At 43.4% G+C, this 14,314-nt stretch carries 15 protein-coding genes; 5 read left to right on the top strand and 10 right to left on the bottom strand.

The annotated features are described in order from the left end of the window. Position 1: 1 nt before the first annotated feature. Together O4M77_RS10035 and O4M77_RS10040 are read right to left on the bottom strand one after the other, a co-directional pair. Positions 2 to 754 carry an electron transfer flavoprotein subunit beta/FixA family protein gene (locus O4M77_RS10035; RefSeq protein ID WP_323713432.1) on the bottom strand — a complete coding sequence of 251 codons (753 nt, stop codon included), beginning with the start codon at positions 752 to 754 and terminating at the stop codon, positions 2 to 4. A 514-nt stretch (positions 755 to 1,268) separates the two neighbouring features. Continuing rightward, positions 1,269 to 1,874, bottom strand: a complete 606-nt coding sequence (locus O4M77_RS10040; protein WP_180069118.1) for a LysE family translocator — start codon at positions 1,872 to 1,874, stop codon at positions 1,269 to 1,271. A gap of 112 nt (positions 1,875 to 1,986) precedes the next feature. Here O4M77_RS10040 and O4M77_RS10045 point away from each other — a divergent pair, with 112 nt between their 5' ends. Beyond that, complete coding sequence (locus O4M77_RS10045) at positions 1,987 to 2,481, top strand: Lrp/AsnC family transcriptional regulator (RefSeq protein ID WP_005236726.1); 495 nt, start codon at positions 1,987 to 1,989, stop codon at positions 2,479 to 2,481. A 48-nt stretch (positions 2,482 to 2,529) separates the two neighbouring features. On the opposite strand, the gene O4M77_RS10050 is transcribed toward O4M77_RS10045, so the two are convergent. The 7 genes from O4M77_RS10050 to O4M77_RS10080 all read right to left on the bottom strand — a co-directional run bounded on the left by O4M77_RS10050 (position 2,530) and on the right by O4M77_RS10080 (position 8,640). Further along, positions 2,530 to 2,904: a hypothetical protein gene (locus O4M77_RS10050; RefSeq protein WP_323713433.1), complete on the bottom strand. Its 375-nt coding sequence runs from the start codon at positions 2,902 to 2,904 to the stop codon at positions 2,530 to 2,532. Between the two features lie 207 nt (positions 2,905 to 3,111). Continuing rightward, entirely contained in the window at positions 3,112 to 4,002 is an 891-nt protein-coding gene (gene xerA, locus O4M77_RS10055; RefSeq protein ID WP_416359254.1) for a site-specific tyrosine recombinase/integron integrase, read from the bottom strand. 29 nt (positions 4,003 to 4,031) lie between these two features. Beyond that, positions 4,032 to 4,649, bottom strand: coding sequence for an alpha/beta hydrolase (locus O4M77_RS10060; protein ID WP_323713435.1), 618 nt, complete (start codon positions 4,647 to 4,649; stop codon positions 4,032 to 4,034). Positions 4,650 to 4,744: 95 nt separating this feature from the next. Next, a complete protein-coding gene (gene dapF / locus O4M77_RS10065) occupies positions 4,745 to 5,590 on the bottom strand; it encodes a diaminopimelate epimerase (RefSeq protein ID WP_004784684.1) in 846 nt (281 codons plus the stop codon). A 12-nt stretch (positions 5,591 to 5,602) separates the two neighbouring features. Beyond that, the gene (lysA, locus tag O4M77_RS10070; RefSeq protein WP_159124420.1) at positions 5,603 to 6,847 is read right to left on the bottom strand and encodes a diaminopimelate decarboxylase; all 1,245 of its coding nucleotides are present in this window, start codon (positions 6,845 to 6,847) and stop codon (positions 5,603 to 5,605) included. 24 nt (positions 6,848 to 6,871) lie between these two features. Further along, complete coding sequence (gene lptM, locus O4M77_RS10075; protein ID WP_005236736.1) at positions 6,872 to 7,105, bottom strand: LPS translocon maturation chaperone LptM; 234 nt, start codon at positions 7,103 to 7,105, stop codon at positions 6,872 to 6,874. Positions 7,106 to 7,236: 131 nt separating this feature from the next. After that, on the bottom strand, positions 7,237 to 8,640 hold the full coding sequence (locus O4M77_RS10080) for an amino acid permease (protein WP_159124419.1): 1,404 nt from the start codon (positions 8,638 to 8,640) through the stop codon (positions 7,237 to 7,239). A 321-nt stretch (positions 8,641 to 8,961) separates the two neighbouring features. On the opposite strand from O4M77_RS10080, the gene O4M77_RS10085 reads away from it, so the two are divergent. Then, positions 8,962 to 10,308 (top strand): alanine/glycine:cation symporter family protein, encoded by a 1,347-nt coding sequence (locus tag O4M77_RS10085; protein ID WP_034701324.1) that lies wholly within the window; start codon positions 8,962 to 8,964, stop codon positions 10,306 to 10,308. Between the two features lie 72 nt (positions 10,309 to 10,380). Here the strand turns inward: O4M77_RS10085 and O4M77_RS10090 are convergent, their stop codons facing one another. After that, positions 10,381 to 10,812 (bottom strand): hypothetical protein, encoded by a 432-nt coding sequence (locus tag O4M77_RS10090; RefSeq protein WP_180017000.1) that lies wholly within the window; start codon positions 10,810 to 10,812, stop codon positions 10,381 to 10,383. 190 nt (positions 10,813 to 11,002) lie between these two features. On the opposite strand from O4M77_RS10090, the gene radA reads away from it, so the two are divergent. The 3 genes from radA (at position 11,003) to O4M77_RS10105 (ending at position 14,287) form a co-directional block, all read left to right on the top strand. After that, the gene (radA, locus tag O4M77_RS10095) at positions 11,003 to 12,391 is read left to right on the top strand and encodes a DNA repair protein RadA (protein WP_323713436.1); all 1,389 of its coding nucleotides are present in this window, start codon (positions 11,003 to 11,005) and stop codon (positions 12,389 to 12,391) included. Positions 12,392 to 12,508: 117 nt separating this feature from the next. Beyond that, positions 12,509 to 13,513 (top strand): Tim44 domain-containing protein, encoded by a 1,005-nt coding sequence (locus O4M77_RS10100; protein WP_166137751.1) that lies wholly within the window; start codon positions 12,509 to 12,511, stop codon positions 13,511 to 13,513. 249 nt (positions 13,514 to 13,762) lie between these two features. Continuing rightward, complete coding sequence (locus O4M77_RS10105) at positions 13,763 to 14,287, top strand: tetratricopeptide repeat protein (RefSeq protein WP_180069112.1); 525 nt, start codon at positions 13,763 to 13,765, stop codon at positions 14,285 to 14,287. Positions 14,288 to 14,314: the final 27 nt, after the last annotated feature.

Genomic DNA, 14,314 nt, shown 5'->3' on the forward strand with positions numbered 1-14,314 from the left:
ATTAGATCACTTTCGCTTCGTTTTTCAATTTTTCTACAAGTTCGTCTACAGACTTCACTTGTACGCCAGCTTTACGCTCTGCAGGAGATTCAACTTTTACTGTTTTCAGTTTGGTTGTAGTAGTTACACCGAAATCTGCAGGTAACTTGGTATCAAGCGGTTTTTTACGCGCTTTCATGATGTTTGGAAGAGCTGCATAACGTGGCTCATTCAAACGCAAGTCAGTAGTTACGATCGCTGGAAGTGATAATTCAACAGTTTGTAGACCACCGTCGATTTCACGAGTCACTTGTACTTTGTCGCCTTCAACTTTAACTTCTGAAGCGAATGTACCTTGACCTGCACCTAGAAGTGCACCAAGCATCTGACCAACCTGGTTAGAGTCGTCATCAATTGCTTGTTTACCAAGAAGGATCAATTGTGGTTGTTCAGCTTCAACAACGCCTTTTAGAATTTTAGCAACTTCTAGCGCTCCTAGTTGGCTGTCATCAGCTTCAACCAGAATACCGCGGTCAGCACCAAGCGCCATTGCAGAACGGATTTGTTCTTGAGCTTCTTTAGGACCAATAGAAACAACAACGATTTCTGAAACAGTTCCTTTTTCTTTTAAACGAACCGCTTCTTCCACCGCGATTTCACAGAATGGGTTAATTGACATTTTAACGTTTGTTAAGTCAACACCACTGTTGTCCGGCTTAACGCGAACCTTAACGTTGGCATCAACCACACGTTTTACAGCAACAAGAGCCTTCATGTAATCCTCGGCTGTTTTAGCAAATGTAAATGTTGAGAAAAGTTATAATAACTCTTCACTTAAATTTTTTTAGGTGCCCTATCTTGCAATGTGCACGGCATTTCGGTCAAGTCACAATTCAGCAAAGAGCTGTAAAAATGCGTAATTTTCCTTGAACGATGCGTTCACAATTAATCCGTATCGATTTATTACAATGAATTTTATCAATATTTAATAAAATTTAACCTTTGATTTTTATTATGTTTTTATTTGATGAAACACATCAGAACTTTTGATTTTTGCTTATTAAATGCACAAATCCGTCCTAAGATTTGTGGAAAATGACTTATATTTAAAAATGACCGCTTTGGTCAGTTTGGACATAAAGCGAAATTAATCAGGATTTATTCTACATATCTGCTCAATTTACTCCGCTTTATTTTGTTAGGTAGGTCTAAAAATCGGGTTGTCATCAATCTATAAATATAAAAAAAGCATACTGGGAGCAGTATGCTTTTTTAAAATACGCAATTGCTTAATTAATAATTAACCAGCTTGCAGCAAGGGCAAGTAAACCGCCTGAGGTGCCATCAACCCATTTCTGTTTACGCTCATCAATTTGTGTATTGCGGGTAATTCTGCTGAACAGAATGCTGAGAGCACAATAAACAATGAAAATCATACCGATAAAAATAAAAGAGAGAATTAAGCCTTGGCTTACAGTATTTCCGCTTTTATCGATAAACTGCGGCAAGATCGCAAAATAGATCAGCATGCCTTTAGGATTGAGTAAGGCCGTAAAGAAGCCTTTTTTCACTGGATTAGCACTGGTCTTTTTCTCAATTTTCATTGAATTTTTGCTAAATACTGATTTCAACAGGCTACAAGCCAGATAGAGCAAATAAGCAATACCCAACCAGCGAATCGCCTCAAACAATACCGGAAAAGACACGATAATGGCTGCGATTCCTATTGCTACCAAAATGGAATGTACCAGATAACCTGAACAGATCCCGATGGTTGCCATCATGCCTGCTTTTGCATCTTTACCCATCACTTGAGACAGGATAAACAGCATATCTGGTCCAGGTGTAAAAATCAGGGGAAGCACGGTTAGTGCAAAAAGTGCAAATACAGACATTTCCTTTTCCTTTAAATCTTCGGAAAGTGGAATTAGTATCTGCGAATTTTTACAAAATAGGCTTTCAATTTATTTTATAATAAGTACTATTTTTCGAATTATATTCTAATTTATGAAAATATCTTCCAAGTCTGTGCGAGTAAAACTTGATCGAATTGATAAAAATATCATTCATCACTTGCAAGCCAATGGTCGTATTCAGAATAACGATCTGGCACGTGAAATTGGACTATCCCCTTCTTCCTGCCTGCGTCGGGTAAAGTTGCTTGAAGATGCGGGCGTGATCCAGAATTACACGACCATTGTTGATTCACAGAAAATTGGTTTTCAGTTGATCCTATTTTCGCGGATCTGGCTGGTCGGTCAGGATGCAGAAACCATTGATACTTTTATCGAGGCGATGAAAGAACTGCCTCAAGTGATGGAGTGCTATATCATTCTGGGTGAATGTGATGCGATGTTAAAAGTTGTGGTGCCTGATCTGGAAAGTTACCGTAAATTCCAGTCCACACATTTGACCAAGAAAAATGGTATTACCAGTGTCAAAACAGATTTACCCAGCCAGATTATTAAACAAAGTTTTCAGTTACCGCTGGATGATTTATAAAATATTTTAGCAATAAAAAAGGATGACCTTAGTCATCCTTCATGTTCATTAAACTTGTAAAAAGTCACGATGTACATGACTCAATTCAATCAATTCATAAGACTTCAGATCGAAAATATTCCAAATTTCGAGCGCGTCTTCTTTCAGGTCAACAGCTTTACTGGCTCGCTGCGTGGTCTGCCATTGCAGATCAGAAATCCATAGATAATACTGGTCTATCTTAGGATTATAAGCCTGCATTTTCCCTTCTGCATTAATCCCTTGCACGATTGCCCCTTCAGGGAGAACGGCTTCAATAGTGGGCAAGCTAATCTCAACAAAATGTTTGATCTGGCGTAAACCATAACCCGCGAACATGTCTTTTTGAGCTGGGCTTAACTGCGCATACTTTTGTTGTATATCCGGGATAATTGCTGTGTCCATAAAAATTCCAGTATCGAGATCGCTGATTTTCTTTTAAAAATTGATTACTATTTATACTTATATCCGAAAACAGCCATTTGAAAAATAAGACAATAGTGAAATATCTTTCCAACAGTATGTTCAGGTCATATTTTGAGCATGATACATGAAAGTTTTATGCCATGAATCCTAATCATACGACAAGCGGAAGAAAACTTTATATTTTTCCTATTCTTTATGCTGTGCCCGCGGATGCGCCTGATCATAAATCTGCGCAAGTCGATCAAAATCAATATGAGTATAAATTTGTGTAGTACTCAAATTGCTATGCCCCAACATTTCCTGAACGGCACGAAGATCACCGCTATTCGACAGCATATGACTGGCAAAACAATGCCGCAATAAATGCGGATGCAGGTCAACATTAACCCCTGCACGCTGCGCCTGAAACTTGACCCGGTTTTCAATTTGCCGTGCACCGAGCGGATTGCCTTTTTGGGTGATAAATACATTCGCGTCAGGTACAAAATCACCATTCCAGAGCGGATAAATTTTTAGCCATTCCATCAGACTATCTTTGGCTTTTGAACCAAAAGGCACCACCCGGGTTTTATTGCCTTTACCGGTAATACGGAGGAGCTGACGATTAAAATCAACATCCTTGATTCTTAAGCTCTGAATTTCTGCCAAACGTAAACCACTGGAATAGAGTAATTCCAGAATCGCCTTGTCTCTCAACCACATTTGCTGCTGCGCTTCGGTTTCTGGAGCCGGCTGGTCCAGAATCTGGTTCACAGTTTCAATATCCACCATACCCGGCAAAGAACGTGATTGACGTTTCAACTGAAAATCATCAGCCGGATTAAATGCCAGATACTGCGCCTGCTCTGCCCATTTCATGAACTGGCGAATCGAAGAAAGCATCCGCTGCAAGCTACTCGAACTTAATCCGTACTGCTCGACTTTTTCAGCCAGAAATTGGCGTAAATCCGTGGCTTCCACATCATTGAGTGCAAGTTGTTGTACTGCGCAGAATTCCAGAAAATCAGCCACATCACGTTCATAGGCCTGTAAGGTATGTTTAGACTGGTTCTGGATCTCACGTTCTTTGAGCCAGATTTCGAGCAAGTCTTTTGCAGAAAGGTTTATTACTTGCTCCATTCAATTGACTCCAGCCAGGCTTCAATCAGTTCTGCGGTCTGTACTGGATGAGTCGCCGCAAAGAAATGATCCCCACCTTGAATTATATGCAAATTTGCATGTTTAAAATTTTGCTTTAAGCATTTCCCCACCTGAACGGTGCTTAAAGCGTCTTGGTCACCCCAGATCAATAGAACAGGAATCTCAAGACTGCTTAACTGTTTCAGGCTAAATTCAGTTTGATCTTGTAAAAACCAATCAGGGACAGCCTTAAACTGCTCGCGATAATCTATCCGCCAGTCAGCACAACTGAACTGTGATAGATCCACACCACCAGAAGTTGCCAATAAAACCAGTCCTTTGACTTTCTCTGGATGTTCGAGGGCAAGCCCAACTGCAAGAACTCCCCCCATGGACTGGGCAACCAGAATCGAATCATCCTCAATCTGCTCTGTGATGAGTTCCTGCAGATCATGAAGATTTTGAATAGTTGAATTTGGTTCTACCCCATCGAAGCCCGGATATGTCAATATTTTTGTAGATTGATCTGTTTTTAAATGAGCCAACAACGGCTGCCAAAAGCCTTGGCTGCCTGATGCACCCGGTAAAAACACAAGCTGATTCATAGAGCTGTTGTGATATCAATTAAATATGGAATTCATCCTATCATAAAAAAAGCACCGTACTATGTGCGGTGCTTTTTAGAGAAATAAATGTGGGATTAACCCTGGAAGTAGCGCAAGTCCAGTCGACCTTCATAAACATTGGCAGTTGGACCTGTCATCCAGACTACATCACCTTCTTTCCATTCAATCTGCAATTTACCACCCGCAAGTTCAATTTCGACCTTGCTAGATAACAAACCACGGCGCATACCAGACACTGCTGCAGCACAGGCACCTGTACCACAAGCCAGTGTTTCGCCTACACCACGCTCATAAACACGTAAACGGGCATGCTTTTCATCAATGATCTGCATAAATCCAGCATTAACGCGTGCAGGGAAACGCACATGAGATTCCACCTGTGGACCAATTTTAGCCACATCAGCAGTCAACACATCCGGAACAATCGTCACTGCATGTGGATTACCCATATTCACCACATCAATCGTCAGTTTCTCACCACCCGCCAGATCGATGTCATACAGATTTTCCGGTTCTTCAGCCACGAATGGAATTTCCTGAGGTAGGAATTTTGGATAACCCATATTCACTCGTACCCAGCCATTGGCACCAAGTTCAGGTTCCACGATTCCAGCTTTGGTCTGTACCTTGATTTTGGTTTTAGTCGTTAATTGACGTTCATGCACGAAACGGGCAAAACAGCGCACACCATTACCGCACTGCTCAACTTCAGAACCATCCGCATTAAAAATACGGTATTTAAAATCTGCACTTGGAATATCAGGCGGTTCAACAATCAAGAGCTGGTCAAAACCCACACCAAAGTTACGATTTGCCAAGCGCTGAATAGTGAGAGTATCCAGATAAGCACGCTGGCTAATCAGGTCTACCACCATAAAATCATTGCCCAGGCCATGCATCTTGGTAAATTCAAGCAACATTATTCAGTCTCCTTAAGGCAATAAACGCTCACGTTCCCAAAGTGATTCAACCGTTTCACGCTCACGAATCAGATGCGCCTGATCACCATCCACCATCACTTCAGCAGCACGGCCACGACTGTTATAGTTTGAACTCATTACGAAACCATATGCACCAGCCCCAAGAACTGCTAGTACATCATTTTCTTTAATGGCAAGCTCGCGTTCTTTGCCCAGGAAATCGCCTGTTTCACAGATCGCGCCCACCACATCCCATTCTTTTGTTTCCACATCTGTACGCGGTGTCACAGACTGAATATCCATCCATGCTTCATATAAAGCTGGACGAATCAGGTCATTCATCGCGGCATCAATGATGGCAAAGTTACGGTGATTGGTTGGTTTCAGCAGATCCACTTTGGTCAGTAAAACACCTGCATTGGCAGAGATACTACGACCCGGCTCCATATAAACTTTCAGGCCCAGTTTTTCTAAAGCCGGACGCATGGCATTGGCATATTCTTCAACCGATGGCGGTGTTTCATCTTTATATGTCACACCCAGACCACCACCGATATCGATGTGTTTCAAGTTGATGCCCATGTCTTTTAGCTTGTCGATCATGACAATGACACGATCCAGCGCATCAACAAAAGGCTGAGTTTCAGTCAACTGCGAACCGATATGACAGTCAATCCCGACCACTTCAAGATTTGGCAATGATGCTGCATAAGCATAGGTATCAAATACGCTATCTGATGGAATACCAAATTTGTTTTCTTTTAAACCAGTGGAAATATATGGATGGGTTTTCGCATCAACATCCGGATTCACACGTAGAGAAATCGGCGCTTTAACCTTAAGTTCAGCCGCTACTTTCTGAATACGATCCAGCTCGGCATAAGATTCCACATTAAAGCAGGCAATGCCGACTTCCAGTGCTTTCTTGATATCTGCTTCAGATTTACCCAGGCCTGAGAATACGATTTTTGAAGGCTCACCACCGGCTTTCAAGACACGAGCCAGTTCACCACCAGTCACGATATCGAAACCAGCACCCTGCTTGGCCAATACATTCAATACCGCAAGATTAGAGTTTGACTTTACCGCAAAACAGATTTGATGATCGATAAAGCTAAAAGCACGGTCCATATCCAGATAATGCTTTTCAAAAGTTGCTTTTGAATAAACATAAAGTGGTGTGCCAAATTGCTCTGCGAGCTGTTGCAGTGAACATTGCTCAGCATGCAATACCCCATTAATGCGGGTGAAACTCATGAATGTATCCTTTCTCTGAAAGTCTTAAGGAGATGGTGTTGAATCGGATTCAGCGGGCGCTTCAAATTGCTGCTTGACCGGCGCATCCTGTTGTTCATCTGATACTTGCGGTGCAGATTCAGTATTTTTATAGAGTAAATACTTGGCACGTTTATCGTAGTTTGGATCATTTGGAAGATGTAAAGCTCCCGACTGACCACAACCGACCAAGGCAAAACCGACTGTAATTAAACTGATGTAGCAAATGACCTGACGCATCTGACCACCTATATGAGTATTTTCGATGAAGTATAACGCGATCATCCGTATGACCAAAGCGCTAAACGCTAGAGAGTATATTCAGACATAAAAAAACGCCAGCAGATCGCTGACGTTTTTATTGATATGGATTATTTATGTTTCTGTTTATATAAGCCTAAATATCCAATAATCAGCAAAATGAACCACACCGGGCTGACCATCAAGGCACGACGGGTATCATCTTCCAGCGACAACACACCAATCATGCCGACAAAGAAAATAATCACGATCCAGCAAGTCACCAATCCACCAGGCAGCTTGAATATGGATTTAGCATGCAATTCCGGACGGGTACGGTAATAGATCATGTAGCTCCAGATAATGATCAGCCATACACAGATAAACAGAATAGTCGACAAAGTTGTTGCCAAAGTAAATGCTTCAACCGTATTCGGCACGAAGTACTGTAATGCTGCACCGAGCAATAAACAGATCGCAGAGAAATACAAAGCATTCGCTGGAACGGCGCGCGAATTCAAACGACCAAAGGCTTTCGGTGCCTGTTCTTCACGAGATAAACCGAACAACATACGGCTGGTTGAGAACACTCCACTATTCATCGATGACATTACTGATGACAGCACTACCAGGTTCATGATGATTGCAGCCGCCGCAATACCTGCCTGACTGAACAGATTCACAAACGGAGAAACATTTGGATTGATCTGATCCCATGGTGTTACTGACATCACAATGATCAGAGCCAGCACATAGAAAATAATAATACGGATCGGAATCGAGTTCACCGCTTTCGGCAAGTTACGCTCTGGATCTTTGGTTTCAGCAGCCGTAGTACCAACCAGCTCTACACCTACAAAGGCGAAAATCGCAATCTGGAAACCAGCCAGGAAACCCATAGTTCCTGTCGGGAATAAACCGCCATGATCCCAGATATGGGCAAATGAAGCGACCGTACCTGCATCATTAGTAAAGCCAGTAAAGATCATCCACAGACCCACACCAATCAAAACAATAATGGCGATAATCTTGATCAAAGCAAACCAGAATTCCATTTCACCAAACAGTTTCACGGTTGCCAGGTTCAAGCCCATAATGAAGACAATAGAGGCAATACTGATCAGCACGCCTTCGCCCGGAGTAAATGGCAGGCCGTTATTAAAGAATTGCAGGTAATAGATAATGGCTGACAGATCCGCGATACCAATCGTGATCCAGCATAACCAGTAGGTCCAGCCGACAAAATAACCTGCCCATGGCCCGATCAGATCGGTGGCAAAATCGATGAAAGATTTATATTGCAGATTGGATAACAGTAACTCACCCAATGCGCGCATGACCAGAAACACCATAAAACCGATGATCATATAAATCACCAGAATGGATGGTCCTGCCAGGCTAATGGTTTTACCTGAACCCATAAACAGGCCGGTGCCAATCGCACCCCCAATGGCAATTAACTGCAGGTGCCGGTTGGATAAACTACGCTGTAGCTCACCATCTTCCGATGATGAGTGACTATATTTTTCTGACATTATTTCATTTCAACTTTGAGTTTTAATCGCGACAAATTAACGTAAAAAACATGGAATACAAAAAGAAAATTCGCATCATTTGTATTTTCCAACTAATCTTGCAAGTTAATTTATTTTTCTTATATCAATATTCATTTATCTTTAGTCTTAGTTTTAAGGCGCAATGAATACAGGATTTTTCTTGTCAAAGCGCTGAAACTATGTAAAAAATAGAATACAAATCCGCCAATATTTGCGTTTAGGATGAGCGCGCATGGCATAGCAATTGCTTTTCAATCAACATCTCAAATAAAGCTGACACGGATAAATAAGAAGAAATTTATGCAAAATTTACAAAGCATCATGGAAACCGTCAGTGGCTGGGTCTGGGGCCCATATATGCTGGTCCTCATTGTCGGTACCGGTATATTCCTGACCTTCCGCCTGCTGTTCTGGCAGTTCCGCATGTTGCCACTGGCCTTTAAACAGGTTTTTGGCAAACACCCTTCGCATGAAGGCGATATTTCCCAGTTTGGCTCACTGATGACCGCACTGTCAGCTACCATCGGTACCGGTAATATTGCCGGTGTGGCAACTGCCTGTGTACTGGGTGGTCCTGGGGCCGTATTCTGGATGTGGATGACTGCCCTGTTCGGAATGGCAACCAAATATGGCGAAGGTGTACTGGCCGTCAAATACCGGGTTAAAAATGAACGCGGTGAAATGTCTGGCGGTCCAATGTATTACATTGAGCGTGGCCTGAAATGGAAATGGCTGGCGCTGATCTTTGCGTTCTTTGGTGCTGTCGCATCTTTCGGAATTGGTAGTTCAGTTCAGTCCAACACTGTTGCACTTGCAGTAGAAAATGGTTTCGGTCTGGAAACCTGGGTTACAGGTATCGTGATCACTGCGTTTTCTGCACTGGTAATTCTAGGCGGGATTAAGTGGATTTCTAGAGCTGCTTCCTTCATCGTTCCAATTATGGCGATTGGTTATGTGGCGGGCGGTCTGATCATTATTTTCACCCATCTCGATTTAGTGGGCCCTGCACTGAAAATGATTTTCACCTATGCCTTTACTGGTGAAGCTGCCGTAGGTGGTGCGATTGGTGCGGCGATTCGTTATGGTGTCGCGCGTGGTGTCTTCTCGAATGAAGCTGGTATGGGTTCGGCACCGATTGCCGCTGCTGCTGCAAAAACCGATCATCCTGCCCGTCAAGGTCTGGTTTCCATGACCGGAACTTTTATTGACACGATTATTGTCTGTTCGATTACCGGTATTGTCCTGGTAATGGGCTTCATCATGGCCGGCAGTGATTTTGGTGGACAAACCGGTGCTGTTCTGACCGTTTCTACATTTAACAAACTGCTGCCAGGTGTTGGTGGCTGGATTGTGACCTTCGGCATTATCTTCTTCGCCTATTCCACCATTTTAGGCTGGAGCTACTACGGCGAAAAATGTGCCACCTATCTGCTCGGTGAGAAATTTGTATTCCCTTATCGCATCATCTATATCCTGTCAGTATTTATTGGCTGTGTAGCGACACTAGATCTGGTCTGGCTGTTTGCAGATACCTTCAACGGTTTGATGGCGATTCCAAACTTGATCGGCCTGTTACTACTGTCTGGAGTGATCGTGAAAGAATCCAAAGATTTTATTGCTCGCCGTAAATCAGGTGAATTGTATTAATAAAATTTAAAACCCTTAATAAAAAAGCCACTTTCTTAGTGGCTTTTTTATTATTTAAGTTTGCTAAAAATATCAGTTCACACGGCCAGAAAATTCATCGTCATCATCATGGGCTTGATTTAGATTTAAGAATTCTTCACGATCGGCTTCAATTTCCAGCGCAGTTTCTAGAGATAATACAAAGAACAGCACTCCCGGAATCTTCATTTCCCCTTCGGCATCTTCAAGATGTTCACTAACCATTTGGTAAATTGGATGGGCTTCATCAAATGGTACATCGATATAAAGATCACCTGAATAACTTTCAATTACGCCAGGCTGTTCTATGCCCATACAGGGTGCAAAATTAATTTGGCGTTGCTCTAGCCATTCCATCAGGTTCTGACGTAAATGATAGGACTCAGCATCTGCATTTTCATGTTCGTAATTTTCAAAATGTACAAATAATACATCACGGTCTTTTTCACGTGCGATCGCATCGATATGTTTTAAAAGTTGTGGCATGTCAGGTTTCCTGTACCCGTGATGAATTTTCTCATTATAGAAGGTATTTTACTTTCATGTAGAAAGGTGCATCCATAAGCGTCATATGTTGACGTAAATCACTGACTTTTTCAGCGAAAGGTCTTGGTTTTCAGTCTCATTCACCGCTATGCTGTAGCCCCCCCATTCCCAATATTTATTTTCGGAAATTATGGCTAAAGCAAAAAGTGTGTATCGTTGTGAACAATGTGGAGTTGACCATCCCAAATGGGCGGGTCAGTGTTCTGAATGTGGGGAATGGAACAGTCTGGTAGAAGTCAGTATTGCGCCTGCAACGACACATCGTGCTCAGCCAAAAATTGGGGGCTATGCCGGTCAGGCAGCAGCGATTACCACCTTAAACAAAGTCTCCGTTTCACATGAAACCCGTCTGCAAACCGGGATTGGCGAATTTGACCGAGTCTTAGGCGGTGGTCTGGTCACAGGTTCCGTGGTGCTAATTGGTGGTGACCCGGGGATTGGTAAGTCAACTATCCTATTGCAAACCGCAACCCATATGGCAGCAGGCAATAGCTCTGCCCTGTATGTGACAGGTGAAGAATCTTTATCTCAGGTGGCATTACGCGCCCAGCGTCTGGATTTACCAACCGACCAGTTAAAAGTCATGGCAGAAACCTGTGTGGAACGCATTTGCGAGGTGCTTGCACAGGAACGTCCTGCTGTTGCGATTCTGGACTCGATTCAGACTTTATATACCGAAACCTTGCAGTCTGCGCCAGGTGGAGTCTCACAGATCCGTGAGTCTGCCGCCCTATTGACCCGTTTTGCCAAAAATAGCGGCACTGCCCTGTTTATTGTCGGTCATGTGACCAAAGAAGGTGCCTTAGCAGGTCCGCGTGTACTGGAACATATGGTGGACTGTGTGCTGTATTTTGAAGGCCAGTCGGATTCTCGTTACCGTATGATCCGCGCAGTCAAAAACCGTTTTGGTGCAGTCAATGAGCTCGGTGTATTTGGCATGACCGATAAAGGTCTGCGTGAAGTTGCCAATCCATCTGCCATTTTCCTCAGTCGTTATGATGAAGCGATTCCAGGTTCCATCGTCATGATCAGCCGTGAAGGGACTCGCCCACTTTTGGTTGAAGTTCAGGCTTTGGTCGATGATGCCCATGGCCAGCCACGCCGTGTAGCCTTGGGGTTAGAGCAGAATCGTCTGAATATGCTGCTCGCCGTGATGCATCGTCATGGTGGTGTTCAAACATCTGGTCAGGATGTCTATGTCAATATCGTCGGTGGTTTAAAGATTACTGAAACCGGTTCTGACTTGGCTGTACTTTTAGCCTGTGCATCCAGTATCCGGACTAAAGCCTTGCCTCAGCAACTCGCTGTTTTTGGTGAAGTTGGTCTTTCTGGCGAAATTCGTCCGGTGCCGAATGGTCAGGAGCGTCTGAAGGAAGCCGTTAAACACGGTTTTAAATATATTATTTTGCCGCGTGCCAATGCACCGCAAAAACCGATTCCCGGCGTGCAGGTCATTGCTGTAGCCCGATTGCATGAGGCTCTGAGTGAAGCAATGAGCCTAAGTGATGAACTCAGCTAGTTTTAATCGATAAATCTTGCGAAAAGCCTAAAAAAATACACATTTTTGATTGAAATCCCCTATAAAGCCTATATAAATAGAGTATTCAAATAAGTTTTTTTCACATAGGAAAATTGAATGGAAGTTCGACAGCGTGGTTTGATTGCAGGTCTTTTAACAGCAGCATTACTGGTTGCTCCTTTAACTGCTGAAGCAAAACGTGCCGGTGGCGGTAAAAGCCATGGTATGCAACGTTCTGCTGCGCCTACTCAATCTTATCAACAACCTCGTCAAGCTGCGCCAGCACAACAGGCTCCAGCCGCTGGTGCTGCAACTCAGCAAAGATCTGGCCCAGGTGTAGGTAGTATGGTTGCTGCCGGTGTAGCAGGTGCTGCCGTGGGTGCGGTTGCTGCCAATGCGCTGGCTGATGACAAAGAAGTACAAGCGGCTTCTGAAGCTCAAGCAGCTCAACAGCAACAAGAGGAAAAAGGTGGTATTCCTGGCTGGATCTGGATCTTGCTTGCTGCCGCTGTTGCCTTCTTCATTTTCCGTAAGATGGGCGCAAAAAAAAAAGTAGCTTCTAATCCATACGCTCCAAATAGTGGTGCTGGTCATTCAGCACCATTTGGTCAGACACCTCCTCGCGGTGGTGACAATACCAATATTTTTGGTCAGAACGTGGGTGGTAGCACGCCAAGCACAAATGCTCCGTTTGGTTCAGCTCCGGTAAATAATGCGCCATTTGGTGCAGCCTATACCAATAGCGGCAACCAGCTTCCAGATGGTACAGAACCTGCGACTTTCTTACGTGTTGCACGTCAGCGCTTCAACCACATTCAGTCAATGAATACGGCGAGCAACATTTCAGAAATTAAACGTTACCTGACCCCTGATCTTTACCAGTCGATGTATAACGATATTATGGCAAATCAGGATCAGGACGTAGCTGAGTTCTCTAACCTGAATGCAATGGTTGTGGATTCATCGAATGAGAATGGTCAATACGTAGTAAGCGTACGCTTCACTGGTACTGTAAGTGAAGACTTGAATAGCCAACCTCAACCGTTTGCTGAAATCTGGCACTTTGTCAAACCTGCCGGTTCTCAACAAGATTGGGTGGTTGCAGGAATCCAGCAAGACTAAATTCTTATCTCATTAATCGTATATCAACAGCGGCTTTCGGGCCGCTGTTTTGCTTTCTGAATCATTGAAAAATATTTAAATTTATTCTTGTTCTCTTTCTATTCGTTTTATTGTTATTCCTCTAAACAAATAGCTTAGTTTGCGTGTTTTAAGCTCTATCAGTCGACTTTTATACAAAAGCCAGTTTTCGGATTGGCTTTTTTATTTTGAACCTTTTAATCTAGATACAAAGATATTTGAGATACTGACATGACTGAGCGTGTTTCTCCCCCTGCCACGCTGGCAAACCGCGCACTGGCAGGCAATGCCGAAGCCCAATTTGAGCTTGCCGAACTCTATATGCAAAGCGAGCATGACGAAGACATCATGCTGGCTGAAGAATGGGCATTGAAAGCAGCCAATGGCGGCTGGGTTGAAGCCATGTACTGGCTCGGTGAGGGTTATACGGTTTATGCCAAAGAAATCGCTGAGGAAGACCCTGAAGATTCTAAAGCTCACTTTGAGTTAGCCTATTACTGGTTGAGTAAAGCCAATTTCGAAAAACACCCTGCGGCAACTTTAGAGCTAGCTGGCTTTTACCGACGTGGTGATGTGGTCGAAAAAGATGTCGAAAAATCCATTGCTCTTGTAAAGCAAGCAGCTGAATGGGGCGAAGTTCAAGCCATGCGTGATCTTGCCTTTATTTATGCCAATGGTCTTGGTGTGGTCGCTGATGACCTACAGGCAGATTACTGGACTAAGAAAGCAGATGAAATTGAGCAGGACATAGAATAAATAAAAAGCCCGTCAGATGATGTAATG

Origin of the sequence: Acinetobacter sp. YWS30-1, from assembly GCF_033558715.1 — a bacterium.
Lineage (GTDB): Bacteria > Pseudomonadota > Gammaproteobacteria > Pseudomonadales > Moraxellaceae > Acinetobacter.